Origin of the sequence: Alloalcanivorax marinus (assembly GCF_016785095.1) — a bacterium.
GTDB lineage: Bacteria > Pseudomonadota > Gammaproteobacteria > Pseudomonadales > Alcanivoracaceae > Alloalcanivorax > Alloalcanivorax marinus_A.
This window is the reverse complement of sequence record NZ_JAEKJB010000010.1, coordinates 1-24,088: the sequence shown is the minus strand read 5'-3', so window position 1 is coordinate 24,088 and position 24,088 is coordinate 1. Positions and strand designations below refer to the sequence as shown.

Genomic DNA, 24,088 nt, shown 5'->3' with positions numbered 1-24,088 from the left:
AACACGCTTCACGCTGGCACGCGAAAAGGCGTGATGCGTGCCGGCGTGTAAGCGTGCTTGCGTCTTTTATTGGCAGGCCTCGCAGTCCGGGTCGTCGATGGAACAGGCCTGCGGCACGTCCGCGGCCTGGCTGAAATCACCGCCGGAAGCCTCGGCGCCGTTGGCGGCGGCCGCGCCACCCTCGGCACCGGAAGAAACGCGATTGAGCTTGCCGTCATTGATGGTGGACTTCTCGGCCTGGGTGGCGCCGATGGCGCGCAGGTAATAGGTGGTCTTCAGACCCAGCAGCCAGGCCATCTTGTAGGTGACGTCCAGCTTCTTGCCGTTGGCCTCGGCGATGTACAGGTTCAGGGACTGCGCCTGGTCGATCCATTTCTGGCGGCGGCTGGCGGCTTCCACCATCCAGCGCGGCTCGATCTCGAAGGCGGTGCGGAAGCGCTCTTTCAGGTCCGCGGGCACCCGCTCGATGGGCAGTACTGAGCCGTCGTAGTACTTGAGGTCGTTGACCATCACGTTGTCCCACAGACCGCGTTCCTTGAGCGCGTTCACCAGGTACGGGTTGACCACGGTGAATTCGCCGGACAGGTTCGATTTCACGTACAGGTTCTGGTAGGTGGGCTCGATGGACTGCGATACGCCGGTGATGTTGGCGATGGTGGCGGTGGGCGCGATCGCCATCACGTTGGAGTTGCGCATGCCTTTCCGGGCGGTCTCGCGCAGGCTGTCCCAATCCAGGGTCTGGCTACGATCCACCTGGCAGTAGTCCTCGCCACGCTGCTTGACCAGGATGTCGATGGAATCGATCGGCAGCACGCCCTGGCTCCACAGGGAACCCTCGAAGGTCTGGTAGGCGCCACGTTCCTCGGCCAGTTTGGCGGACGCCTGGATGGCGTAGTAGCTGACCGCTTCCATGGACTGGTCGGCGAAGTCCACCGCTTCCCGGGAGGCGTAGCTGTAGCCCTGCTTATAAAGCGCGTCCTGGAAGCCCATGATGCCCAGGCCCACGGGGCGGTGCTTCATGTTGGAACGTTCCGCCTGGGGCACGCTGTAGTAGTTGATGTCGATGACGTTGTCGAGCATGCGCACCGCGGTTTTCACCGTGCTGGCCAGCTTGTCGCGGTCCAGCTTGCCGTCAACGATGTGCTGGGCCAGATTCACGGAGCCCAGGTTGCACACCGCGATTTCGTCCTCGCTGGTGTTCAGGGTGATCTCGGTGCACAGGTTGGAAGAGTGCACCACGCCCACGTGCTGCTGCGGGCTGCGCAGGTTGCACGGGTCCTTGAAGGTGAACCAGGGGTGGCCGGTTTCGAACAGCATGGAGAGCATCTTGCGCCACAGATTGATGGCGGGCAGACGCTTGTAGAGCTTCATGCGGCCGTCGCGGGTCATCGCCTCGTACTCTTCGTAGCGCTTCTCGAACGCTTCGCCGTAGAGGTCGTGCAGGTCCGGCACGTCGTTGGGGCTGAACAGGGTCCAGTCCTGCTCGTTGATCACCCGCTTCATGAACAGGTCCGGAATCCAGTTGGCGGAGTTCATGTCGTGGGTACGGCGGCGGTCGTCACCGGTGTTCTTGCGCAGCTCGATGAATTCCTCGATGTCCATGTGCCAGGTTTCCAGGTAGGCACAGACCGCGCCCTTGCGCTTGCCGCCCTGGTTGACCGCCACGGCGGTGTCGTTGACCACCTTCAGGAACGGCACCACGCCCTGGGATTTGCCGTTGGTGCCTTTAATGTAGGCACCCAGCGCGCGCACCGGAGTCCAGTCGTTGCCCAGGCCGCCGGCGAATTTACTGAGCATGGCGTTGTCGTGGATGGCGCTGTAAATGCCGGACAGGTCATCGGGCACCGTGGTCAGGTAGCAGCTGGACAGCTGCGGACGCAGGGTGCCGGCGTTGAACAGGGTCGGCGTGGAGCTCATGTAGTCGAAGCTGGAGAGCAGATTGTAGAACTCGATGGCCCGTTCCTCGCGCTGCTCCTCGCGCACCGCCAGGCCCATGGCCACGCGCATGAAGAAGCACTGCGGCAGCTCGATGCGGGTCTCGTTGTGGTGGATGAAGTAGCGGTCGTAGAGGGTCTGCAGGCCCAGGTAGGAGAACTGCAGGTCGCGCTTGCCGTCGATGGCGGCGCCCAGCTTGTTGAGGTCGAATTCGGCCAGTTCCGGGCTCAGCAGTTCGAACTCGATGCCTTTCTCCACGTAGGCGGCCAGCGCCTTGGCGTAGAGGTCTTCCATCTCTTCCTGGTTGGCGCGCTCGGCCACGCCCAGGTATTGCAGGGCCTCGGCGCGGATCTTGTCCATCAGCAGCCGGGCGGTGACCTGGGAATAGTTGGGCTCCATCTCGATCATGGTGCGGGCGGTCATCACCATGGAGGTGTTGACGTCCTTGATGGAGACGCCGTCGTACAGGTTCTTGACGGTTTCGGCGATGATCTTGTCCGGATAGACCTCTTCCAGGCCGCTGCAGGCCTCGCGGATCAGGTGCTCCAGGCGCGCCATGTCGAGCGGCGCGCGGCTGCCGTCCTCCATGGTGACGGACATGTCCACCTTATGCTTGGGCTCCGGCAGCTCGCGCTCCCGTTCGGCGCGTTTGCGGGACTGCTCCTCACGGTAGAGTACGTAGTCGCGGGCCACTTTGTGCTCGCCGTTGCGCATCAGCGCCAGTTCCACCTGGTCCTGGATTTCCTCGATGTGGATGGTGCCACCGGAGGGCATGCGGCGCTTGAAGGTGGCGGAGACCTGCTCGGTAAGGCGCTCCACGGTTTCGTGGATGCGCGAGCTGGCGGCGGCGGTACCGCCTTCCACGGCCAGGAACGCCTTGGTGATGGCGACGGTGATCTTATCGTCGTCGTAGGAGACCACCTTGCCATTGCGCTTGATCACGCGCAGTTGGCCGGGCGCGGTGGTGGTGACGTCCTGCTGCGCGTCGTCGCCGGCGGGAACGCCGGAGGCGGCCTGATCACGATTCATATCCGTTTGCATGATGCCCTCTCCGTTCGATATCGGTGCGTTGTGTGCTGTCTGTGTTGAGTACTGTTCGCGTTGTGTGCCGTTCGCTTCGGGTTCGCGCCGCCGGTCACCGGACGGGATGGCGGGGGCCGGGGATGCGCTCCGGCGGCGCGAACACCATATATAGTGTTCAGTATGCTGCTGCGTGGGTCGGGCCTGGCGCCTTTTCTGGTCCCTCGGGGGCCGTAAATGGCTGATCCGGCTGGGTTTTCCGGGGAAGGTAAAGCGAGGGGCCGTCCGTCCGGAAAGTGGCCTGAAAACCCAATATCTTGGGGTCGCTGCCCGATAAGGCTACAATTTATAGGTGAGGCCGCGTTTTTGCAATGCCTCCCGCTGGGGAAATCCTGTGGATAATCTGTGAGGGGAATGTGGGTCTTTGTGAGCAAAAACCCGGGGTGCTTGGGCCCGGCGCCGAAACCCTATATATTGTGCCGCCGCCCGGCACCACGCGCGGTTGCCCGCGCGCACCGGTATGCGTATAAAAGAATGCGAACGGCTCAACAACCAAAAAGGACAAGGACGGGATGACCACCGTGCAGGATAACCCGCCGACGATCATGATCGTCGAAGATGACGAGCGTCTCGCCGATCTCACCTGTGAATATCTGCAATCCAACGGTCTTGATGTCACCGTGGTGAGTGACGGCGAGGAAGCCATCCGCCGCATCCGTTCCGAGCAGCCGGACCTGGTGGTGCTGGATCTGATGCTGCCCGGCGCCGACGGCCTCACCGTGTGCCGGGAGGTGCGCGGCGGCTACAAGAATCCCATCCTCATGCTCACCGCCCGCACCGACGACATGGATCAGGTGCTGGGGCTGGAGATGGGCGCCGACGACTACGTCGCCAAGCCGGTCAAGCCACGGGTGTTGCTGGCGCGTATCCGGGCCCTGTTGCGCCGGGTGGAAACCGACAGCGAGCGCGACAGCTCGCCGTCACGGCTGGAGTTCGGTGTTCTGGTGATCGACAACTCCGCCCGCGAGGTGACCCTGCGCGGCGAGTCCGTGGACCTCACTAGCGCCGAGTACGATCTGCTCTGGCTGCTGGCGTCCAACGCCGGCACCGTGCTGTCCCGGGAGACCATCTTCGAAAAGTTGCGCGGCATCCAGTACGACGGCCAGGACCGTTCCATCGATGTGCGTATTTCCCGCATCCGCCCCAAGGTGGGCGACGATCCGGAGAACCCCAAGCGTATCAAGACGGTGCGTTCCAAGGGCTATCTGTTCGTCAAGGAAATGAGCTCCGGCTAATTGAACAGTATCTTCGTCCGCATCTACGGCGGCATCCTGGTCGCGCTGCTGATCATCGGCGCGCTCACCTGGGCCGGCGTGGATCTGGTCAACGACTACCGTTCCCTGCTGTACCGCGAGCGCATGGCCAAGGGCACTTTCCACCTGATGGCGGACAGCTACCGGGGCCTGGACCAGCCCGGTCGCGAGGCCCGTTCCCTGGAACTGACCCGGTTATTCGGCGCGCCGGTGGAGGTGCGCACCGGTAGCAGCCTCGAATTGTCCTACCGGGAAGCCCTGCATCTGGACGAGCAGCGCGTGGTGCTGCGCGGCGAGCCGGATGGCAACGCCGTCACCGTGCTGTATCCGCTGCCCGACGCCGACCTCTATCTGCGCGCGCGCCTGAGCCGCCTGTCCGAGCAGCAGGCCCGCGCCACCGCCCGCCTGGTGCTCGACCACCTGCGCGACCAGCCCCGGGCCCGCTGGGACGAGGTGCTGGTCGAGCTCAACCGGCAGTTCGGTTATCCGCTCGTGATACAGCGGCAATCCTCCCTGGAGCTGGATGGCGAGCAACGCCGCCGGCTGGGGCGCGACGAGGTGGTGTTGTCGTTGTCCGACAGCACCCGCCGTGACGCCGGCGTGCGTGTGCTGATGCCGGTGGACGACGGCGCCACCGATCCGCGCGTGCTGGTGATGGGCCCGCTGCATCTGTTCGATCAGTTTCCCTGGCAGTTGCTGAGCATCGCCGGTGTGCTGGCGCTGTTACTGGTGGCGGTGTCCACCTACCTTCAGGTGCGTCCCCTGCAAACCCGCCTGCGCCGCCTGGACCGGGCGGTGAAACGCCTGGGCAGCGGTGATCTCGGTGCCTACGCGGATATTCCCGGTAACGACCCCATCGGTCAGGTGGCCGCCACCTTCAATGGCATGACCGCCCACATCCGGCGTCTGATCGAAGCCCAGAGGGAGCTGACACGGGCGGTATCCCATGAACTGCGCACGCCGGTGGCGAGGCTGCGTTTCGGTTTGGAAATGCTGGCGGACTGCGAATCCGCCGAAGAGCGCCGCGGCAAGCTCAATGCCCTGGACAAGGACATCGACCAGCTCGACCGCCTGATCGATGAGATCCTCACCTACGCGCGCCTGGAGGAGGGCACTCCCAACATCGAATTCCAGCCGGTGATGGTGCGTGATATCTGCGAGCAACTGGCCGCCGAACTGGAGGACATTCGCGGTGACATCGCCGTGGAGGTGGCCGGCGCCACCGATCTGACCCTGGACGGCGACCCCCGCTACCTGCACCGTATTCTGCAGAACCTGGTCACCAATGCCCTGCGCTATGCCAGCAGCCGCGTGCGCATGACCCTGAGCGAGGAGGGCGATCAGGTGGTGCTGGATGTGGACGATGACGGCAAGGGTATCCCCGAGCACCAGCGCGAGCGGGTCTTCAAGCCGTTCGCCCGGCTTGATAAAAGCCGCCACCGGGCCAGTGGCGGCTACGGCCTGGGGCTGTCCATCGTCAAACGCATCGTCGATTGGCACGGTGGCGCGATCCAGGTTTCCGAAAGCGAATGGGGTGGCGCCCGCTTTCGTGTCATTCTGCCCCGGCACCAGCAAAAACAGCACGTACTCGGCCGCCGCCGCGGCCTATAACAAAACGGCAGGAGCGGCCTTCGCCGCGATTGGCAAGCCGGACCATGAAAGGAAGTGTGAACATGCCATCGTATCTTCTCGCCATCGACCAGGGCACCACCAGTTCCCGCGCCATCGTGTTCGACCGTGACGGCGAAGCCGTGGGCCAGGCGCAGAAGGAATTCCGCCAGCATTTCCCCCGCGACGGCTGGGTCGAGCACGATGCCACGGAGATCTGGAACGATGTCCTGGCGCTGTGTCGCCAGGCGTTGCGAAACGCGGCGGTGGAAGCCGCCGACCTGGCCGGCATCGGCATCACCAACCAGCGCGAGACCACGGTGCTGTGGGACCGGCGCACCGGCGAGCCCCTGGCCCGCGCCATTGTCTGGCAGGATCGGCGCACCGCCGACCAATGCCAGAAGCTCAAGGAGGCCGGCCACGAGGACCGGGTACGCGAGCGCACCGGCCTGCTGCTGGACCCTTATTTTTCCGCCACCAAGCTGGGCTGGTTGCTCGACAACGTGGACGGTGCCCGGCGGCGCGCCGAAGCCGGCGAACTGGCGTTCGGCACCATCGACTGCTGGTTGTTGTGGAAGCTCACCGGGGGGCGGGTGCACGCCACCGACGCCACCAACGCCTCGCGCACCCTGCTGTTCAATATCCACGAGCAGCGTTGGGACCCGGACCTGCTGGCGCTGTTCCAGATCCCCGCTTCGCTGCTACCGGAGGTGGGCGACAGCGCCGGTGAATTCGGTCGTACCGACACCGGCCTGCTGGGCGCGCCGGTGCCGGTGGCGGGCATCGCCGGCGACCAGCAGGCGGCGCTGGTCGGCCAGGCCTGCTTCGAACCGGGCATGGTGAAGAGCACCTATGGCACCGGCTGCTTCATGGTCATGAACACCGGGCAAGCGGTGCATTCGGACAACCGCCTGCTGACCACCGTCGGCTATCGGCTCAATGGTCGTACCACCTATGCGCTGGAAGGTTCCATCTTCGTGGCCGGCGCCGCTATTCAGTGGCTGCGCGACGGTCTCAACCTGATTTCCCACGCCAGCGAGACCGAGGCCCTGGCGCGCCGGGTGGGGTCCGCCGGCGGCGTATACCTGGTGCCGGCCTTTACCGGCCTGGGCGCGCCTTGGTGGGACCCCCACGCCCGCGGCGCCCTGCTCGGGCTGACCCGGGACACCGGCATCGCCGAGGTGGTTACCGCCGGCCTGGAAGCGGTTTGCTACCAGTCCCGGGATCTTCTCGAGGCCATGGCGGCGGACTGTGGCCGCCGGCCCACCGCCCTGCGCGTGGACGGCGGCATGGTGGTCAACAACTGGCTTGGGCAGACCCTGGCCGATGTGCTCGGCGTGCGTGTGGACCGCCCCCGGGTCACCGAAACCACCGCCCTGGGCGCCGCTTACCTGGCCGGTCTGGGAGTGGGCTGGTTCGATGATCTGTCGGCGGTGGCCGAGCACTGGCAGCGCGAGCGCGCGTTCGAGCCGGCTCTTGAAGAGGTCGAGCGCGAGCGTCGTTACCGGGGCTGGTGCGAAGCGGTGCAGCGTGTGTGTTCGGATAGTCGGCGGTGAATTCCCGACCAAAAATGTGATTTGATGCACATTTTTAATTATCATCGGTGGCAATCGCCGGTGTCTTGTCGATCCATCATCCTTCTCCCCGGGAGACGCTCGTCGTCGCCGGCGGGGACGCATGCGTTGAACGCCGGTTCGTTGCATCATGGCCTTGGGGGAAGGAGCGTATGCGCGGATGGCGCTGCACGGCGCCTGACCGGCGCCAGGAATTCTACCTGCGCCGGCTGGCGTTCGCCTTGCTGGCGGGCGGCGCGGCGCACACCCTGGTGTGCTGGCTGACGCTGCAATGGGGCCTTTTCCGGGGCGGCGAACCCGCCTTCTGGCGTCTGTTCGCGGTCATCTGGGGCGGCCATCTGGCGCTGCTCGCCTTTGCCCAGGCCGGTGCCAACCGCCGTTTGAACGACCCCTCCCTGACCGAACCCCTGATGATCTGGTCCACCCTGGCGCTGCTTCTTTCGGTGGGATTCGTGGAGCAGGCCCAACTGGCGGTGATGACCTTCTTTTTCGCGGTGTTGCATCAGGGCGTGTTCCGGGTGCGGCGCCGCGCCGTGGCGCGGGCCGCCGCCATCGCCGTGGCCGGCTATGGCCTGGTGCTGCTGACCTTGCGCCTGCAGGGCGATCTGACCCGGCCCGCCGCCGCCTGGAGTCAGTGGCTGCTGTTCGCTTTCACCACCCTGGCCATGGTGTTGCTGGCCAGCGAGATATCCACCATCCGCCTGCGTCTGCGCCAGCGTAACGGCCAGCTTACCGACCTGCTGGAGCGGATTCAGGATCTGGCGGTGAAGGATGAACTCACCGGCCTGTATTCGCGCCGCCATGCCATGGAGCTGCTGGCCAAAAGCTGTGGCCAGGCGCGCCGGGGGGCCTTCCTGCTGGCGGTGGCGTTCGTCGACCTGGATCACTTCAAACGCATCAACGACCGCCACGGCCACCTGTTCGGAGATCGGGTATTGATGCGATTCGCCGATCTCACCCGCCGCTACCTGGGTGAAAAGGATATCGCCGCGCGCCTGGGCGGGGAAGAGTTTCTGCTGGTGTTGCCGGTGCTCGATCTGGACCAGGCCAGGACCACGGTGGAAGGCCTGATGACGGCGTTGCGTGCCCAGCGCTTCATGGCGGCGCCGGCTCTGGAAGTCACCGCGTCCGTGGGGCTTACGGTGGCGGCGGCGACGGAGAGCCCGGATCAGGTGCTGGCCCGGGCCGACCGGCTGCTTTACCAGGCCAAGACCGGCGGTCGCGACCGGATCGTGATGGCGGGGCCGCCATGAAGGCGGGGGATTGGCGCCGGGTTGGCCGGCTTACCGTCAATGAGCAGCGTCTGCTCAGCCGCCATGGGCGCGCCCTGGTGGCGGTGGCCGGCCTGCACGCATTGCTGACGGTGCTGTTGTGTTGGCTGGGCGCGCTGAGTCTGGACCCCCGGGTGCTGCTGGGAATGCTGGCGGTGCTGGTCGCCGTGGCGGCACCGTATCTTGCCCTGGTGGAAAGCGGGGCGACCGCGCAGTGGTCGGAGCCGAGTCTGTCCTTTCCCATGGCGCTGCTGCTGTTGGCCGCCTTCCTGGTTACCGCCTTCGGGTTGGACGAGGCACGCATTAGTGCCCTGATGCTTTTTTTCCCGTTGCTGTTGCTGGTTTCTTTCCGGCTTGGCGCTGGCGCGCTGCTGGTGCTGGCGTTGCTTGCCGGCCTCGGGTACGCCGCCATGCTGGCGCTGGCCTGGTGGTATCACGGCGTGCGCATGAGCCCGGTGCTGGAGGCGCTGCAATGGCTGGTGTTCACCCTGGTGAGCCTGAGTTTCGCGGTCACCGGCAGTGGCGTGAACGGATTGAGACGACGGTTGGCGGTGAAGAACCTGGCGCTGGCCGACGCGCTGGAACAGGTCCGTGATCTGGCCATCCGCGATGATCTTACCGGCCTGTTCAACCGGCGCCATATCATGGAGGTGCTGGAGCGCCAGAAAGGGCTGGCGGACAGCGGCATCTACCCCTTTTCGGTGTGCTACGTGGACCTGGATCACTTCAAGGCGATCAATGATGCCTTCGGCCATGGCTGGGGCGACCGGGTACTGCGGGATTTCGCCGAACACGCGCTGGCGGATCTGCGTGAAGGGGACTATCTGGCCCGGCTGGGAGGCGAGGAGTTCATTCTGGTGCTGCCGCAGAGCGACCTGGACGGCGCCGAACTGGTCGCCGAGCGCCTGCGGCGGCGCTGGGGCGAGCGGAGTTTCCGGGCGCTCAACGGGCCGCCCAAGGTGAGTCTGTCCGCGGGCGTGGCCTGCTACCGGGAAGGGGAAAGCATCGATCAGTTGCTGGCCCGGGCCGACCGCGCGCTCTATCTGGCCAAGAGCGGCGGCCGCGATCGGGTTTGCCGCGAAGAGCGGTCGTAGGCCTTCCTAATTCTGACCGGCGACCAGAAACTCCAGCAGCGCCTTCTGGGCGTGCAGCCGGTTCTCCGCCTGGTCCCAGACCACGGAACGGGGATCATCCAGCATGTCGTGGCTGATTTCCTCGCCACGGTGGGCGGGCAGGCAGTGCATGAACAACGCCTCGGGATCGGCGTGGTCCATGAGCGCCGGGCTCACCTGATAGTCGGCGAAGCGCCGCGCCCGTTCCGCCTGTTCCTGTTCCTGGCCCATGGAGGCCCACACGTCAGTGGAAACCAGGTGGGCGCCGGCCACGGCCTTGGCCGGGTCCGGTTCCAGGGTCACCCGGTGGGCGAATTCCGCCACCAGTTCCGGCGGTGGCTCGAAGCCTTCCGGGCAGGACACCACCAGCTCGAAACCGAACTGCTCGGCGGCATTGATGTAGCTCGCGCACATGTTGTTGCCGTCGCCGATCCAGGCCACCTTGCGGCCCTCGATGGCGCCGCGATGCTCCACGTAGGTCTGCATGTCGGCGAGCAACTGGCAGGGGTGAAACTGGTCGGTGAGGGCATTGATCACCGGCACCCGGGAATAGCCGGCGAAGGTTTCCACGGTGGCGTGATCGAAGGTACGGATCATCACCACGTCGACCATGCGCGAGAGCACCCGGGCGGAGTCCTCCACCGGTTCACCGCGACCGAGCTGGGTGTCACGGGGCGACAGGAACACGCTGGCGCCGCCGAACTGGGTCATCGCCACTTCGAAGGACACCCGGGTACGGGTGGAGGATTTCTCGAAAATCATGCCCAGCGTCTTGCCGCGCAGCGGCTCGTGGAACTGGCCGGTGTGCAGCATGGTTTTCAGTTCCACGGCACGCTGGATCAGGTAACCCAGTTCCTTGGGCGTCAGGTCCATCAGGGTAAGGAAGTGACGGGTACTCATGAGCCCTCCTGGTCGCGGGCGAAATCGTGGATCACCCGGGTCAGGGTGTCGGCGAGGAAGCGTAGTTCCTGGTCGTCGATGATCAGTGGCGGCAGCAGACGCACCACGGAACCGGCGGTGACATTGATCAGCAGCCCGGCTTCCCGGGCCCGGCCCACCAGCTCCACGCACGGACGGTCGAGCTGGATGCCGATGATCAGGCCACGGCCACGTACCTCGGTGACCATGGGCAGGTCGGCGAGGCCCTCGCGCAGGGCGGCGCGCAGCCGCTCACCCTTGGCCGCCACGTCCGGAATCACCGCTTCCAGGGCATCCACCACCGCCAGGGCGGTGGCGCAGCCCAGCGGATTGCCGCCGAAGGTACTGCCGTGGCTGCCCGGACCGAACAGCTCGGTGGCGGCGCCGGCCACCAGGCAGGCGCCGATCGGGAAGCCGTTGCCGAGCCCCTTGGCGGTGGTCAGCACGTCCGGCGTGACTCCCTGGGCCTGGCAGGCGAAGTAGGTGCCGGTACGGCCGTTGCCGGTCTGGATTTCATCGAGCATGAGCAGCAGGCCATGCCGGTCGCAGCGTTCGCGCAGGGCCGGCAGGAAACCGTCTTCGGGCAGGCGCACGCCGCCTTCACCCTGGATCGGCTCGGCCAGCACCGCCACCACGTCGGGTTCCGCCAGGGCCCGGTCCAGCGCCTCGAGATCACCATAGGGCAGGGCGCGGAAGCCCTCCACCAGCGGTTCGAAGCCTTCCTTCACCTTGGCGTTGCCGGTGGCGGACAGGGTCGCCAGGGTCCGGCCGTGGAAGCTGTTTTCCATCACCAGCACCACCGGCTTGTCCACGCCACGGCGGTGACCGTGCAGGCGCGCCAGTTTGATCGCCGCCTCGTTGGCCTCGGCGCCGGAGTTGGAGAAGAACACCTTCTCCATGCCGCTCAGGCGGCAAAGACGCTCGGCCAGGGCTTCCTGAACCGGGATGCGGTACAGGTTGGAGGTGTGCACCAGGCGTCCGGCCTGGTCGGCCAGGGCGCGGGTCACCGCCGGGTGGGCGTGACCCAGGTTGCACACCGCGATGCCGGATACCGCGTCGAGATAACGCTCGCCGGCCTGGTCATAAAGCCATACTCCCTCGCCGCGCTCGAAGGCGACCGGCTGACGGGCGTAGGTGGGGATCAGAAACTGCTCGCTCATTTGTTTCTCACCAAACGAAAAACGGCAGCCTTGGCTGCCGGGTGGATTGTGGATAATACTGGCGCGCGGGATATGACGCAATTGGCCGGATCGCGACGGAGGCTCCCCATGGACCCGATTCAACTGAGCATTTTCGCTAACCGCCTGGCCGGCATTTGCGACGAAATGGGCGCGCTGCTGCGCGCCAGCGCCCTGTCTCCGAACATCAAGGACCGTCTGGATTTCTCCTGCGCTATTTTCGACGCCGACGGAGGTCTCTGCGCCCAGGCCGCGCACATCCCCGTGCACCTGGGTTCCATGGCCTACGCCATGGCCGATCTGGTGGACGGCCGCGACTGGCGGCCCGGCGATCTGCTGGTGGTCAATGACCCTTACCTGGGGGGAACCCATCTGCCGGATGTCACCGTGGTGGCGCCGGTGTTCGTGGACGATGCCCCGCGCGCCTTTACCGTGACCCGTGCCCACCACGCCAACATTGGCGCCCACAGCCCCGGCTCCATGCCGGTGTCGAGGACTCTGGAAGAGGAAGGGCTGGTGATCGCGCCCCAATGGCTCAAGCGCGCCGGCCAGTGGCAACTGCCCCTGTGCCAGCAACTGGCCGGGCTGGCACCGGACCCGGCCACCACCACGCCGCCCCTGTCGGTGCCCCGGTTCGCCGATTTCGCCGCCCAGGCCAGTGCCTGCCAGGCCGGCGCCCGACGGCTGGCGGAGCTGATCGCCGAGCGAGGTCCGGTGGCCCTGGAGCGGGCGCTGGCGGCGCTCAACGATTACGGTGAGCGGCGCATGCGCCAGCGTCTCGCCGATCTCGCCGACGGCAGCTACCGCTTTCGCGACTGGATGGACGACGACGGCCAGGGCCAGGAGGACATCGTCATCGCGGTCACCCTGACCGTGGACGGCGACCGCGCCCATCTGGATTTCACCGGTACCGCCGACCAGGTGGCCGGCAACATCAACTGCCCGCTGTCGGTGGCGGCGGCGGCGGCCTGGTACTGCTTCCGCTGCCTGCTGCCCGATGACGCGCCGTCCTGCGCCGGGCTGTTCCGGCCGCTCACCCTGACGGCGCCGGAAGGCAGCCTGGTCAATGCCCGCCGCCCCGGTGCCGTGGCCGCCGGCAACGTGGAAACCAGCTCGCGTATCGTCGACGTGGTACTGGGCGCCCTGGCGGAGGCGCTGCCGGAGGCGATTCCGGCGGCCAGCCAGGGCACCATGAACAATCTGGCCATGGGAGCGGGCGGTGAGTGTCCCTGGGATTACTACGAGACCATGGCCGGCGGCATGGGGGCCCATGCCGCCGGTGACGGCCTGTCGGCGGTGCACAGCCACATGACCAACACCCTGAACACACCGATTGAAAGCCTGGAGGCGCATTACCCCTTGCGGGTGCTGCGTTACGCGCTGCGGCGCGGCAGTGGCGGCGCTGGCCTGCATCGCGGCGGCGACGGCATCGAGCGGGTGCTGGAGTTCCTGGCGCCAGCGCGCTTCACCTTGCTCACCGAGCGCCGCCGCCACCGGCCCTGGGGGCTGGCGGGGGGCGAGCCCGGCGCCGCCGGCGAGAATCGTCTTAACGGTGAGAGCCTGCCGCCCAAGTACAGCGCGGAGGCGGGTCCCGGTGACCGCTTGTCGCTGGCGTCACCGGGGGGCGGCGGGTACCGGGTGGCGCGCTGAGCGGCGCGGCTCTTGAAAGGCCGGCGTGGTGCCCCCACCCTGATGCAACGCGGCCACGGGTGCTATACTCGCGGTCCTCACACAGATTGCTCAGAGGTTTCCTATGGAGGATGTGATTCAGGTCATCAAGGACCAGATCGCGAAGAACCCGGTGCTGCTGTACATGAAAGGCACCCCCCAGTTTCCCCAGTGCGGTTTCTCCGCCCAGGTGGTGGAAGCCATGTCCAACGTGGGCAAACCGTTTGCCTACGTGAACATTCTGGAAGCCCCGGAGATCCGGCAGAACCTGAAGGAATTCGCCAATTGGCCGACTTTCCCGCAGCTGTGGATCAACGGCGAGCTGGTGGGTGGCTGCGACATCGTGATGGAGATGTTCCGGTCCGGTCAGCTCAAGGAACTGGTGGACGGCGCGGCGGTGGAAGGCGACGCCTGAACCGTCTTCCCGCCCCCGCCCACGAAAAAGGCGCCGATCCGGCGCCTTTTTTTGTCCTTAATCCAGGGCGTTGGCCAGGGTGGGGGGCATGTCGGCGGCCGGCGGCGGCGGCCAGCCGCCCAGATCCCGGAACCGGTTGACCATCGAGCAGAACAGCTCGGCGGTGCGGGTGGCGTCGTACAGCGCCGAATGGGCGTCGCGCTGGCTGAAGGGAATGCTCGCCGCCTCGCAGGCCTTGGCCAGCACCGTCTGACCGTACACCAGGCCGGCCAGGGTGGCGGTATCGAAACTGGAGAACGGGTGAAACGGATTGCGCTTCACGTCGGTGCGTTCCGCCGCCGCGTTCAGGAAGCCCTGATCGAAGAAGCTGTTGTGGCCCACCAGCACCGCCCGGTTGCAGCCATGCTGCTTGACCGCCTTGCGTACCGGCGCGAACACGCCCTTCAGGGCGGTGTCCTCGTCCACGGCGCCGCGCAGCGGGTTGTTCGGATCAATGCCGGTGAAATCCAGGGCCGCCTGTTCGATGTTGGCGCCCGGAAACGGGTCCACGTGGAAGTGCACCCGGGTGGACGGTCGCAGGTAACCGCGGGCGTCCATGTCCAGCAACACCGCGGCGATTTCCAGCAGCGCGTCGTTGCGGGCATCGAAGCCGCCGGTTTCCACATCCACCACCACGGGCAGGAATCCCCGGAACCGCAAGGCCAGGGAAGGGTGCTTGTCGCTCATGCCATCTCCCATCAAAGCGGCGCTCATGCTACCCCATAACCGCCCCCCGGGACAGGTGACGGCGGCGGACCCCGGCGGGTACAATACGCGGCTTTCGTAACATCAGTCCGTGGAGTGTGGCATGTCGGATATCAAGAAGGTGGTGCTGGCCTATTCCGGAGGCCTGGATACCTCCGTGATCGTCAAGTGGTTGCAGGAAACCTATGACTGCGAGGTGGTTACCTTCACCGCCGACATCGGTCAGGGCGAGGAAGTGGAGCCCGCCCGCGCCAAGGCCGAGGCCATGGGCGTGAAGGAAATCTACATCGAGGACCTGCGCGAGGAGTTCGTGCGCGACTATGTGTACCCGATGTTCCGCGCCAACACCCTCTACGAAGGCGAGTATCTGCTGGGCACCTCCATCGCCCGCCCGCTGATCGCCAAGCGGCTGGTGGAAATCGCCGAGGAAACCGGCGCCGACGCCATTTCCCACGGCGCCACCGGCAAGGGCAACGACCAGGTGCGCTTCGAGCTGGGCGCCTATGCCCTGGCCCCGGGCATCCAGGTGATCGCCCCGTGGCGCGAATGGGACCTGAATTCCCGCGAGAAGCTGATGCAGTTCTGCGAGGACCACCAGATCCCCGTGGATTTCACCGGCAAGAAGAAAAAGTCCCCGTACTCCATGGACGCCAACCTGCTGCACATCTCCTATGAGGGCGGCAACCTGGAAGATCCCTGGTGGGAGCCGGAAGAGGACATGTGGCGCTGGAGCGTGAGCCCGGAAGCGGCTCCGGACGCGCCCACCTACATCACCCTGACCTATGAAAAGGGCGATATCGTCGCCATCGACGGGGAGCGTCTGAGCCCCGCCGACGTGCTGAGCAAGCTCAACAAGCTGGCCGGCGACAACGGTATCGGTCGTCTCGACATCGTCGAGAACCGTTATGTGGGCATGAAATCCCGGGGCTGCTATGAAACCCCCGGCGGCACCATCATGCTGCCCGCGCATCGCGCCATCGAGTCGCTGACCCTGGACCGGGAATCCGCCCACCTGAAGGATTCGGTGATGCCCAAGTACGCCGAGCTGATCTACAACGGCTACTGGTGGAGCCCGGAGCGCCTGGCGTTGCAGAAACTGATCGACGCCACCCAGGACAACGTCAACGGTGAAGTGCGCATGAAGTTGTACAAGGGCGCCGCCACGGTGGTGGGTCGCCGCTCCGACAATGACAGTCTGTTCGACGCCTCCATCGCCACCTTCGAGGACGATGCCGGCGCCTACGATCAGAAGGACGCGGAAGGCTTCATCAAGCTCAATGCTCTGCGTTTGCGCATCGCCGCCAAGAACGGCCGCAAGCTGTCCTGACGCGGCGGTGGTCGGGTCGCGGTGGTCCCACCGCGATCCATCGCTTCCGTCGGCCCGCCGCGCGTTGCGGCTAGCGCCGGCCTGGCTCCCTGTGTAGGCTGCCGGTAAGCCAAAGCAGGGAACAGGAACCCCCGGATGAATAAAACCACCGTGGGCTGGCGCGAATGGGCCAGCCTCCCGGACCTGGGTATCAAGGCCATCAAAGTGAAAGTGGACACCGGCGCGCGGACCTCCGCGCTGCACGCTTTCGAGGTCGGCAGCTTTGAACGGGACGGTCGCGAATGGATTCGCTTTCGCATCCACCCGTTTCAGGACTCCGATGAAGTCCGTGAATGCGAGGCACCGCTGCTCGACCGGCGAGTGGTGTCCGATTCCGGTGGCCACCGCGAGGAGCGACCGGTGATCCGCACGCTGCTGGCAATGGGCGGGCGGCGCTGGCCGGCGGAGATCACCCTCACCGATCGGGAAACCATGAAATTCCGCATGCTGTTGGGGCGCACCGCCATGGAGCAACTGGTGGTGCATCCCCAGGCATCCTTTTTACTCGGCGGCAACGAGCGTCAACCATGAAGATTGCGATTCTGTCCCGGAACAAACACCTCTATTCCACCCGCCGCATGGTGCAGGCGGGGCAGGATCTTGGCCACGACATGCACGTGATCGACACCCTGCGCTGTTACATGAGCATGGTGTCGCACAAGCCCGAGATTCACTTCAAGGGCGAGGTACTGGAAGGCTTCGACGCGGTGATTCCCCGTATCGGCGCCTCCATCACCCAGTACGGTACCGCCGTGCTGCGGCAGTTCGAGATGATGGGGGTGTTTCCGGTCAATGAATCGGTGGCCATTTCCCGTTCCCGGGACAAGCTGCGTTCGCTGCAGTTGCTGTCGCGCAAGGGGGTGGGCCTGCCGGTGACCGGTTTCGCCCACTCCCCGGACGACATTCCCGACCTGATCAACATGGTCGGTGGCGCGCCCCTGGTGATCAAGATGCTGGAAGGCACCCAGGGCATCGGCGTGGTGCTGGCGGAAACCCGCAAGGCGGCGGAATCGGTGATCGAGGCGTTCATGGGCCTGAACGTGTCGGTGATGGTGCAGGAATACATCAAGGAAGCCGGTGGCGCCGACATTCGCTGCTTCGTGGTCGGCGGCAAGGTGATCGCCGCCATGAAACGCCAGGCGCTGCCCGGTGAGTTCCGTTCCAACCTGCACCGGGGCGGCAGCGCCAGCCTGATCCGCATCACCCCGGAAGAGCGCGCCACCGCCGTGCGCGCGGCGCGCATCATGGGCCTTAACGTGGCCGGCGTGGACATCCTGCGCTCCAACCACGGCCCGCTGGTGATGGAGGTGAATTCCTCGCCGGGGCTGGAAGGCATCGAGGCGGCCACCAACAAGGACGTGGCCGGCATGATGATCAAGTTCATCGAGACCAACGCGCGGCCCAATCGCACCCAGACCAAGGGAGCCAAGGGTTGAGCCGTGACGACAAGGTGGCCCCGTTCGAGATCAACGGCGTCACCGTGCAGCCGGGCACCCGCGCCAAGGTGGAGCTGCCGCTGGCGCAGCTTTACACCCAGACGCCCCTGAACGTACCGATCCATGTGATTCATGGCCGCCGCCCGGGGCCGGTGCTGCTGGTCAGTGCCGCCATCCACGGCGACGAGCTCAACGGCGTGGAGATTATCCGTCGTCTGCTGCGCCACTCGGCCCTGCGCCGCCTGTCCGGCACGGTGCTGGCGGTGCCGGTGGTGAACGTGTTCGGATTCATCCACAAGACCCGCTATCTGCCCGACCGCCGCGATCTGAACCGCTGCTTCCCGGGCTCGGAGACCGGCAGCCTGGGTGCGCGCATGGCCTGGCAGTTCAAGACCCAGGTGCTGGACCGGGCCACCCACGCCGTGGATCTGCACACCGGCGCCATCCACCGCGCCAATTTGCCGCAGATTCGCGCCGATTTATCCAACGACGACACCGCCGCCATGGCCGCCGCCTTTGGCGTGCCGGTGGTGATCAATTCGGTGCTCGGCGAGGGCACCCTGCGCGAGGTGGCGGAGGCCCAGGGTATCCCCGTGGTTACCTATGAGGCCGGCGAGGCGCTGCGCTTCGACGAGAGCTGCATCCGCGCCGGCGTCAAGGGCGTGCTCAATGTCATGCATTATCTGCGCATGACCGGCACTCGCCGTACCCGGGCCCCCCTGGAGCCGAACATCGCGCGCGCTTCCAGCTGGGTGCGCGCGGAGCGTGATGGCGTGTTCCTGCCATTGGTGGCGCTGGGTGCCTGGTTGCGCAAGGGCCAGTTGATCGGGCGTATCTCCAGCCCGTTCGGCGGTGAGGACGTCAACATCGAATCGCCCTGCGCCGGCATTCTGGTGGGGCGCAACAACCTGCCGCTGGTCAACGAAGGCGAGGCGCTCTACCACATCGCCCGCTTCGAGGAAGTGCGTGAAGTGGCGCAGAACCTGGAAGTATTCACTTCGGACATCGAGCGCGGCCCGGGCCTGGCCGGTGAGCCGCCGATCGTATAGGTAACGATGAACCTGCCCACCCCGCGAAAACTGTATCGTGGCCTGCGTAAGATGTTGCGCTTCCTGGCGCGCCCGGCGCGGCGCGGCGGGCGCCGTGGCGGGCGGGTGATCCAGACCTATCGGGGCTATGGCTCGCGGCGCTCGGTGTTCCTGATCGGGCGGGTGTTCCGCCAGCCGGGCATCGGTCTGAACCTCAAGGAAGGCCCCCTGGACGACATCGTCAACATCGTTCGCCGCACGGTGCGCTGGGGGGTGCGCGATGCCCGCCTCACGGTGACCGTGGGCGCCGCCAGCGTGGATGTGATCACCGACCGGGACGGTTATTTCCATGTCACCCTGGACGTGGACGAGGATTGGCCGGACCAGGCCTTCTGGCAGCAGGCGCGGTTGCGCCTGCACCCGGGGCGGCGCGAGGGTGAGCGCGAGCCCGTGGAGGCCAGCGCCGACATCTACATCCCGCCCCGGGGTCTGGACCACGCCGTGATCAGCGATATCGACGACACCGTGATCTACACCGGCGTGGCCAGCAAGCTGACCATGATGTATCAGCTGTTCGTGCTCAAGGCCCGCCACCGCACCGCCTTCCCCGGCGTATCCGCCTTTTATCGCGCGCTCTTTCACGGCGACACCGGCGAGCGCCGCCGGCCCATGCTGTACGTGTCACGGGGGCCCTGGAGCATCTACGACGTGCTCGAGGAGTTCTTCCACCTTAACCGCATTCCCCATGGCCCGATTCTGTTCCTGCGCGAATGGGGCGTGACCCTGCAGCGGCCGCTGCCGATCCGCGCCAAGGACCACAAGGCGATGCTGATCCGCCGTATGCTGGCGCTTTACGACCAGGTTCCGTTCGTGCTGATCGGCGACAGTGGCCAGCGCGATCCGGAAGTTTACGCCGAGCTGGTGGAGCAATACCCGGATCGCATCCGCGCCATCTACATCCGCCATGTGCACCGGGGCAGCGCCCGGGACGAGGCCATCCAGGCGCTGGCCGAGCGCGCCGCCGCCGGCGGTTGCGAGATGATTCTCGCCAAGGACAGCCTGGAGATGGCGCAGCACGCGTTCCAGAAAGGCTTGATCGCCCGCGACGGATTGGAGGAAGTGCGCCAGGATTGCCGCCGGCGCCCGGCGGAGTGACACAGGATCGCGACTGAAGTCGCTCCTGCCGTCTTGTTCGTAGGAGCGACTCCGGTCGCGATCGCCGAAGGCACCGCGCCAACCGGGCCCGGGTAACGAGGTTCCGCCTTAACCCCCTGGTTCCTCCACCTCCCCACCGGTCTCCCGCCAGGCCTTGAACCCGCCCTCGATATCGCACACCGGCCCGAATCCCATGTCCTGGAGCTGGGCGGCGGCCAGGGCCGAGCGCTGGCCCAGAGCGCAGAACAGCACGAAGCGCTGGCCGCTGGCGAAATCGGGTTTGTGGTAGGGCGAATCCGGGTCGACCCAGAATTCCAGCATGCCCCGGGGCGCGTGCAGGGCGCCGGGCAGGGTGCCCTCGCGCCTGAGCTCGCGCACGTCGCGGATATCCACGAAGCGCACGCCCGGGTCGTCCAGCAGATCCCGGGCCTGCTCGGCGCTGATCCGTTCGATGCGCGCCTCGGCGGCGGCCACCAGGGTGGCCACCCCTTGTTTCAAAGCCATGTCGCTCTCCCGTGTCAGGCCGGGCGGCCGGGCTTGTCCACCAGGCCGTCATTGATCAGCGTGGCGGCGATTTCATCCAGGATCGCCGGGTCGTCGATGGTGGACGGCAGCGGGAAGTCCTGGCCGTTGACCATCTTGCGCAGGGCCGCCCGCAGGGTCTTGCCGGAGCGGGTCTTGGGCAGGCGTTTGACCACCAGCGCCCGGCGGAAGCGGGCCACCGCGCCGACCTGTTCGCGGATCAGCGCCACCAGCTCCCGTTCCAGTTGGTCCGGGGCGATGTCGGCACCGTCCTTGAGCACCACCAGCCCCACCGGCACCTCGCCGCACAGTTCGTCGTGCATACCCACCACGGCGGATTCCGCCACCGCCGGGTGGGTGGCGATGTGCTCCTCCATGACGCCGGTGGAAAGCCGGTGGCCGGACACGTTAATCACGTCGTCGGTGCGGCCCATGATGTGCACGAAACCGTCCGCGTCCAGGTAGCCGCCGTCGCCGGTATGGTAGTAGCCCGGATAGGTGTTCAGGTAGGCGGCCAGGTAGCGGTCGTGGTCGTTCCACAGGGTCTGGGCGCAGCCCGGTGGCAATGGCAGACGCAGGGCGATGGCGCCTTCGGTGTCCGCCGGCAGCGGCTCGCCGGTTTCCGGGTCCAGCACCATCACCTCGTAGCCGGGCACCGCCCGGTTGGTGGAGCCGGCGCGCACCTCCGCCTCGCCGTGGCGGGTCAGCGGCGCGGTCACCGGCCAGCCGGTTTCGGTCTGCCACCAGTGGTCGTAGACCGGGCGGCCGGTGAGTTCGCTGAGCCATTGGTAGGTGGGGCCATCCAGCTTCTCGCCGGCCACGAACAGGTGCTTGAGGCTGGATACGTCGTGGCGTCGGAACAGCTCGCCATCCGGGTCCTCCTTGCGGATCGCCCGGAATGCGGTGGGCGCCGCGAACAGGCCATTGACGCCGTGCTCGGCCACCACCCGCCAGTAGGCGCCCGCGTCCGGGGTGCGCACCGGCTTGCCCTCGTAGAGTACCGTGGTGCAGCCGCCGATCAGCGGCGCGTAGACGATGAACGAGTGACCCACCACCCAGCCCACGTCGGAGCAGCCCCACCACACCTCCCCGGGTTGCATGCCGTAGATCTCGCGCAGGGCGTAGAGCTGGGCCACGGCATGGCCGCCATTGTCGCGGACGATGCCCTTGGGCTTACCGGTGGTGCCGGAGGTGTACATGATGTAGAGCGGGTCGCTGGCGGCCAGGGGCACCGGGTCCGCCGGTTCGCTGCCGTCCACCACCGCGTGCCAGTCCTCGAACCCCAGGGCTTGCAGATCCGCCGGGCCCTGTTCGCGCTGTAGCACCAGCACGTGTTCCACCGTATGGGTGGCCTTGTCCAGGGCGCCGCGTACCAGGGCGGTGTAGTCGATCACCCGGTCGATTTCGATGCCGCAGGAGGCGGTAAGGATCACCTTGGGGCGGGCGTCGTCGATGCGGATCGCCAGCTCATGGGCGGCGAAGCCGCCGAATACCACCGAGTGCACCGCGCCGATGCGGGCGCAGGCGAGCATGGCGATGGCCGCCTCCGGCACCATCGGCAGATAGATCACCACGCCGTCGCCCCGGCCCACGCCCAGGCGGCGCAGGGCACCGGCCAGCTCCGCTACCCGGTCGCGCAGCTCCAGGAACGTGAAGCGGCGGCCAGTGCCGGTGACCGGGGAATCGTAAATCAGCGCGGTCTGCTCGCCGCGCCCTTGTTCGATCTGGTGGTCCAGGGCCAGATAGCTGGTGTTCAGCTCGCCGTCGCCGAACCAGCGGTGGGTGCCGTCGTCGAGGGTCTCCAGAATCCGTTCCGGGGGCCGGTACCAGGCCAGTTCACGGGCCTGTTCGGCCCAGAAGGCATCCGGCTCCTGGCGGGCCTTGTCGAAGGCATTCCGATAGCGCATTTCCCGCTCCTTGCATGATTGTTGTTCTGCGTGCCGGCGCCCTGTGTACACGGGGGCGCCACCCTCTCATGCAAGCAGGGAGGGGAACGTCATGCCAGTAGACCATGGTCGCGAATCGGGCCGCCGGGGCGGCGGCCCTTGCGGCAGGAGCGGCCGGGCGGCGTTCCCAAGGGAAGTGTCCCGGGAAGCCGCCGTGAACCGAAAAAAGGGGGGAAGGGGGTCAGGAGGCGGTGTTGGCGGCCGGGCGGCGACGGCGACGACGGCGGGTGCCGTTGCCATTGTTGTTGCCGTTGTCGCCCGCGTTGCCGCCATTGCCACCATTGCCACCATTGCCACCATTGCCACCATTGGTATTGCCGCCGCCCTGGGCGCGGCCACCGCCGTTGCCCCGGCCGCGACCGTTGCCGCCCCCACCGCCAGCGCTGTTGCGGCCATTGCCGCCGCCACCGCCGCCGCCCCGGGCGCGGTTGCCGCCGCCGTTATTGCGGCTCCGGCCGGCGCCACCGGAGGAGCGACCGCCGCCGGCGCCTTTCTCCGGCAGCTTCTCTTCCGGTTCGAAGCCTTCCTGGGGACGCCGTTCCAGGGGCCGGCTGATCACTTTTTCGATATCGAACAACTGCTTGCTCTCATCGGCGCTGACCAGGGACACCGCCTGGCCGGAGGCGCCGGCGCGGCCGGTGCGGCCGATGCGGTGCACGTAGTCCTCGGGCACGTTGGGCAGATCGAAGTTGACCACCTGGGGCAACTGGTCGATGTCCAGGCCTCGGGCGGCGATGTCGGTGGCCACCAGGGCGCGCACATCACCGCTCTTGAAGTCCGCCAGGGCCCGGGTACGGGCGCTCTGGCTCTTGTTGCCGTGGATCGCCGCCGCCTCGATGCCCTGGGCGTTGAGCTGCTTGGCGAGCTTGTTGGCACCGTGCTTGGTGCGGGTGAACACCAGCACCTGGAACCAGCCGCCGTCGGTGATCAGCTTGACCAGCAGCGGCGCCTTGCGGTTCTTGTCCACCGGCACGATCCACTGCAGTACCCGCTCGGCGGTGCTGTTGCGCGGGCTGACGTCCACCTCCACCGGATCGCGCACCAGGGTCTTGGCCAGGGCGCGGATGTCGTTGGAGAAGGTGGCCGAGAACATCAGCGTCTGGCGCTGGGCCGGCAGCAGCCGCAGCACCTTGCGGATGTCATGGATAAAGCCCATGTCGAGCATGCGGTCGGCTTCGTCCAGGACCAGGATTTCCAGATCATCGAAGCGCACCGCGCCCTGCTGGTGCAGGTCCAGCAGCCGGCCCGGGGTGGCCACCAGCACGTCCACGCCGCCTTTCAGGGCCTGGATTTGCGGGTTGATGCCGACGCCGCCGAACACCACCGTGGAGCGGCTGTTCAGGTGGCGACCGTAGGTGGCGACGCTGTCGCCAACCTGGGCGGCCAGCTCCCGGGTCGGGGTGAGCACCAGGGCGCGGGCCTGACGGGGCGCGCGCCGTCCACCGTCCAGCAGCTGCAGCAGCGGCAGGGTGAAGCCGGCGGTCTTGCCGGTGCCGGTCTGGGCGGCGGCCATCACGTCGCGGCCCTCCAGCACGGCGGGGATCGCCTGGGCCTGGATCGGGGAAGGCTGGTCATAACCCTGTTCGGCCACGGCACGCAGCAGGGGTTCGGATAAACCGAGGGAAGCAAAATCCATAGGGTGGGAAATTCCGAAAACACGAGGGGGAGGAAAGGCGATGCAGCCTAACGGATTGTGGCGCGGACTTCGAGGGGTTTTTGGTGTCGGGGTGAGAGGAAAAAGGGGGGATCGCGACTGAAGTCGCTCCTTGTGTCTCTCCGCAGGGAGATGATTAGCTACCATCCCCTGTCAGCCCGGTGGCAACCCGAGTCGCTCCTGAGGTCCTTGAACCTGTGCCGTAGATCGGACCACCGGGCTGTT

19 protein-coding genes are annotated in these 24,088 nt (G+C 66.5%); 12 read left to right on the top strand and 7 right to left on the bottom strand.

What is annotated here, in order from left to right:
* Nucleotides 1-66: 66 nt before the first annotated feature.
* Entirely contained in the window at nucleotides 67-2,976 is a 2,910-nt protein-coding gene (locus tag JF515_RS13735; RefSeq protein ID WP_203105027.1) for a ribonucleoside-diphosphate reductase subunit alpha, read from the bottom strand.
* Between the two features lie 551 nt (nucleotides 2,977-3,527).
* Between JF515_RS13735 and JF515_RS13730 the strand changes: the two genes are divergently transcribed.
* From JF515_RS13730 to JF515_RS13710, 5 genes are all read left to right on the top strand, one after another.
* On the top strand, nucleotides 3,528-4,250 hold the full coding sequence (locus JF515_RS13730) for a response regulator (protein ID WP_203105026.1): 723 nt from the start codon (nucleotides 3,528-3,530) through the stop codon (nucleotides 4,248-4,250).
* Nucleotides 4,251-5,879 (top strand): ATP-binding protein, encoded by a 1,629-nt coding sequence (locus tag JF515_RS13725; RefSeq protein WP_203105025.1) that lies wholly within the window; start codon nucleotides 4,251-4,253, stop codon nucleotides 5,877-5,879.
* Nucleotides 5,880-5,941: 62 nt separating this feature from the next.
* Nucleotides 5,942-7,432 (top strand): glycerol kinase GlpK, encoded by a 1,491-nt coding sequence (glpK, locus tag JF515_RS13720; protein ID WP_203105024.1) that lies wholly within the window; start codon nucleotides 5,942-5,944, stop codon nucleotides 7,430-7,432.
* A gap of 170 nt (nucleotides 7,433-7,602) precedes the next feature.
* Nucleotides 7,603-8,703 (top strand): GGDEF domain-containing protein, encoded by a 1,101-nt coding sequence (locus JF515_RS13715; protein ID WP_203105023.1) that lies wholly within the window; start codon nucleotides 7,603-7,605, stop codon nucleotides 8,701-8,703.
* A complete protein-coding gene (locus JF515_RS13710; protein ID WP_203105022.1) occupies nucleotides 8,700-9,815 on the top strand; it encodes a GGDEF domain-containing protein in 1,116 nt (371 codons plus the stop codon). Before JF515_RS13715 ends, JF515_RS13710 begins: the two co-directional genes overlap by 4 nt.
* Before the next feature lie 6 nt (nucleotides 9,816-9,821).
* On the opposite strand, the gene argF is transcribed toward JF515_RS13710, so the two are convergent.
* Both argF and JF515_RS13700 read right to left on the bottom strand, forming a co-directional pair.
* Entirely contained in the window at nucleotides 9,822-10,733 is a 912-nt protein-coding gene (gene argF, locus JF515_RS13705; RefSeq protein WP_203105021.1) for an ornithine carbamoyltransferase, read from the bottom strand.
* The gene (locus tag JF515_RS13700) at nucleotides 10,730-11,911 is read right to left on the bottom strand and encodes an aspartate aminotransferase family protein (RefSeq protein ID WP_203105020.1); all 1,182 of its coding nucleotides are present in this window, start codon (nucleotides 11,909-11,911) and stop codon (nucleotides 10,730-10,732) included. The genes argF and JF515_RS13700 overlap by 4 nt, the downstream gene beginning before the upstream one ends.
* Nucleotides 11,912-12,019: 108 nt before the next feature.
* Here JF515_RS13700 and JF515_RS13695 point away from each other — a divergent pair, with 108 nt between their 5' ends.
* The gene (locus JF515_RS13695; protein WP_203105019.1) at nucleotides 12,020-13,579 is read left to right on the top strand and encodes a hydantoinase B/oxoprolinase family protein; all 1,560 of its coding nucleotides are present in this window, start codon (nucleotides 12,020-12,022) and stop codon (nucleotides 13,577-13,579) included.
* Nucleotides 13,580-13,682: 103 nt separating this feature from the next.
* Nucleotides 13,683-14,012 (top strand): Grx4 family monothiol glutaredoxin, encoded by a 330-nt coding sequence (gene grxD, locus JF515_RS13690; protein ID WP_203105018.1) that lies wholly within the window; start codon nucleotides 13,683-13,685, stop codon nucleotides 14,010-14,012.
* 57 nt (nucleotides 14,013-14,069) lie between these two features.
* Here the strand turns inward: grxD and rnt are convergent, their stop codons facing one another.
* Complete coding sequence (rnt, locus tag JF515_RS13685; protein WP_410298941.1) at nucleotides 14,070-14,750, bottom strand: ribonuclease T; 681 nt, start codon at nucleotides 14,748-14,750, stop codon at nucleotides 14,070-14,072.
* Nucleotides 14,751-14,847: 97 nt separating this feature from the next.
* Here rnt and JF515_RS13680 point away from each other — a divergent pair, with 97 nt between their 5' ends.
* From JF515_RS13680 to JF515_RS13660, 5 genes are all read left to right on the top strand, one after another.
* Nucleotides 14,848-16,083, top strand: coding sequence for an argininosuccinate synthase (locus JF515_RS13680; RefSeq protein WP_338015225.1), 1,236 nt, complete (start codon nucleotides 14,848-14,850; stop codon nucleotides 16,081-16,083).
* A 135-nt stretch (nucleotides 16,084-16,218) separates the two neighbouring features.
* Nucleotides 16,219-16,653 carry an ATP-dependent zinc protease family protein gene (locus tag JF515_RS13675; protein WP_203105015.1) on the top strand — a complete coding sequence of 145 codons (435 nt, stop codon included), beginning with the start codon at nucleotides 16,219-16,221 and terminating at the stop codon, nucleotides 16,651-16,653.
* A complete protein-coding gene (rimK, locus tag JF515_RS13670) occupies nucleotides 16,650-17,558 on the top strand; it encodes a 30S ribosomal protein S6--L-glutamate ligase (protein ID WP_203105014.1) in 909 nt (302 codons plus the stop codon). The genes JF515_RS13675 and rimK overlap by 4 nt, the downstream gene beginning before the upstream one ends.
* Nucleotides 17,555-18,607 (top strand): succinylglutamate desuccinylase/aspartoacylase family protein, encoded by a 1,053-nt coding sequence (locus JF515_RS13665; protein ID WP_203105013.1) that lies wholly within the window; start codon nucleotides 17,555-17,557, stop codon nucleotides 18,605-18,607. The genes rimK and JF515_RS13665 overlap by 4 nt, the downstream gene beginning before the upstream one ends.
* Nucleotides 18,608-18,613: 6 nt before the next feature.
* A complete protein-coding gene (locus JF515_RS13660) occupies nucleotides 18,614-19,741 on the top strand; it encodes an App1 family protein (protein WP_203105012.1) in 1,128 nt (375 codons plus the stop codon).
* Between the two features lie 108 nt (nucleotides 19,742-19,849).
* Here JF515_RS13660 and JF515_RS13655 read toward each other — a convergent pair whose 3' ends face one another.
* From JF515_RS13655 to JF515_RS13645, 3 genes are all read right to left on the bottom strand, one after another.
* Nucleotides 19,850-20,245, bottom strand: coding sequence for a rhodanese-like domain-containing protein (locus tag JF515_RS13655; protein WP_203105011.1), 396 nt, complete (start codon nucleotides 20,243-20,245; stop codon nucleotides 19,850-19,852).
* Between the two features lie 14 nt (nucleotides 20,246-20,259).
* A complete protein-coding gene (locus JF515_RS13650) occupies nucleotides 20,260-22,170 on the bottom strand; it encodes an AMP-binding protein (protein WP_203105010.1) in 1,911 nt (636 codons plus the stop codon).
* Nucleotides 22,171-22,390: 220 nt separating this feature from the next.
* Nucleotides 22,391-23,845 carry a DEAD/DEAH box helicase gene (locus tag JF515_RS13645; RefSeq protein ID WP_203105009.1) on the bottom strand — a complete coding sequence of 485 codons (1,455 nt, stop codon included), beginning with the start codon at nucleotides 23,843-23,845 and terminating at the stop codon, nucleotides 22,391-22,393.
* Between the last annotated feature and the right edge of the window lie 243 nt (nucleotides 23,846-24,088).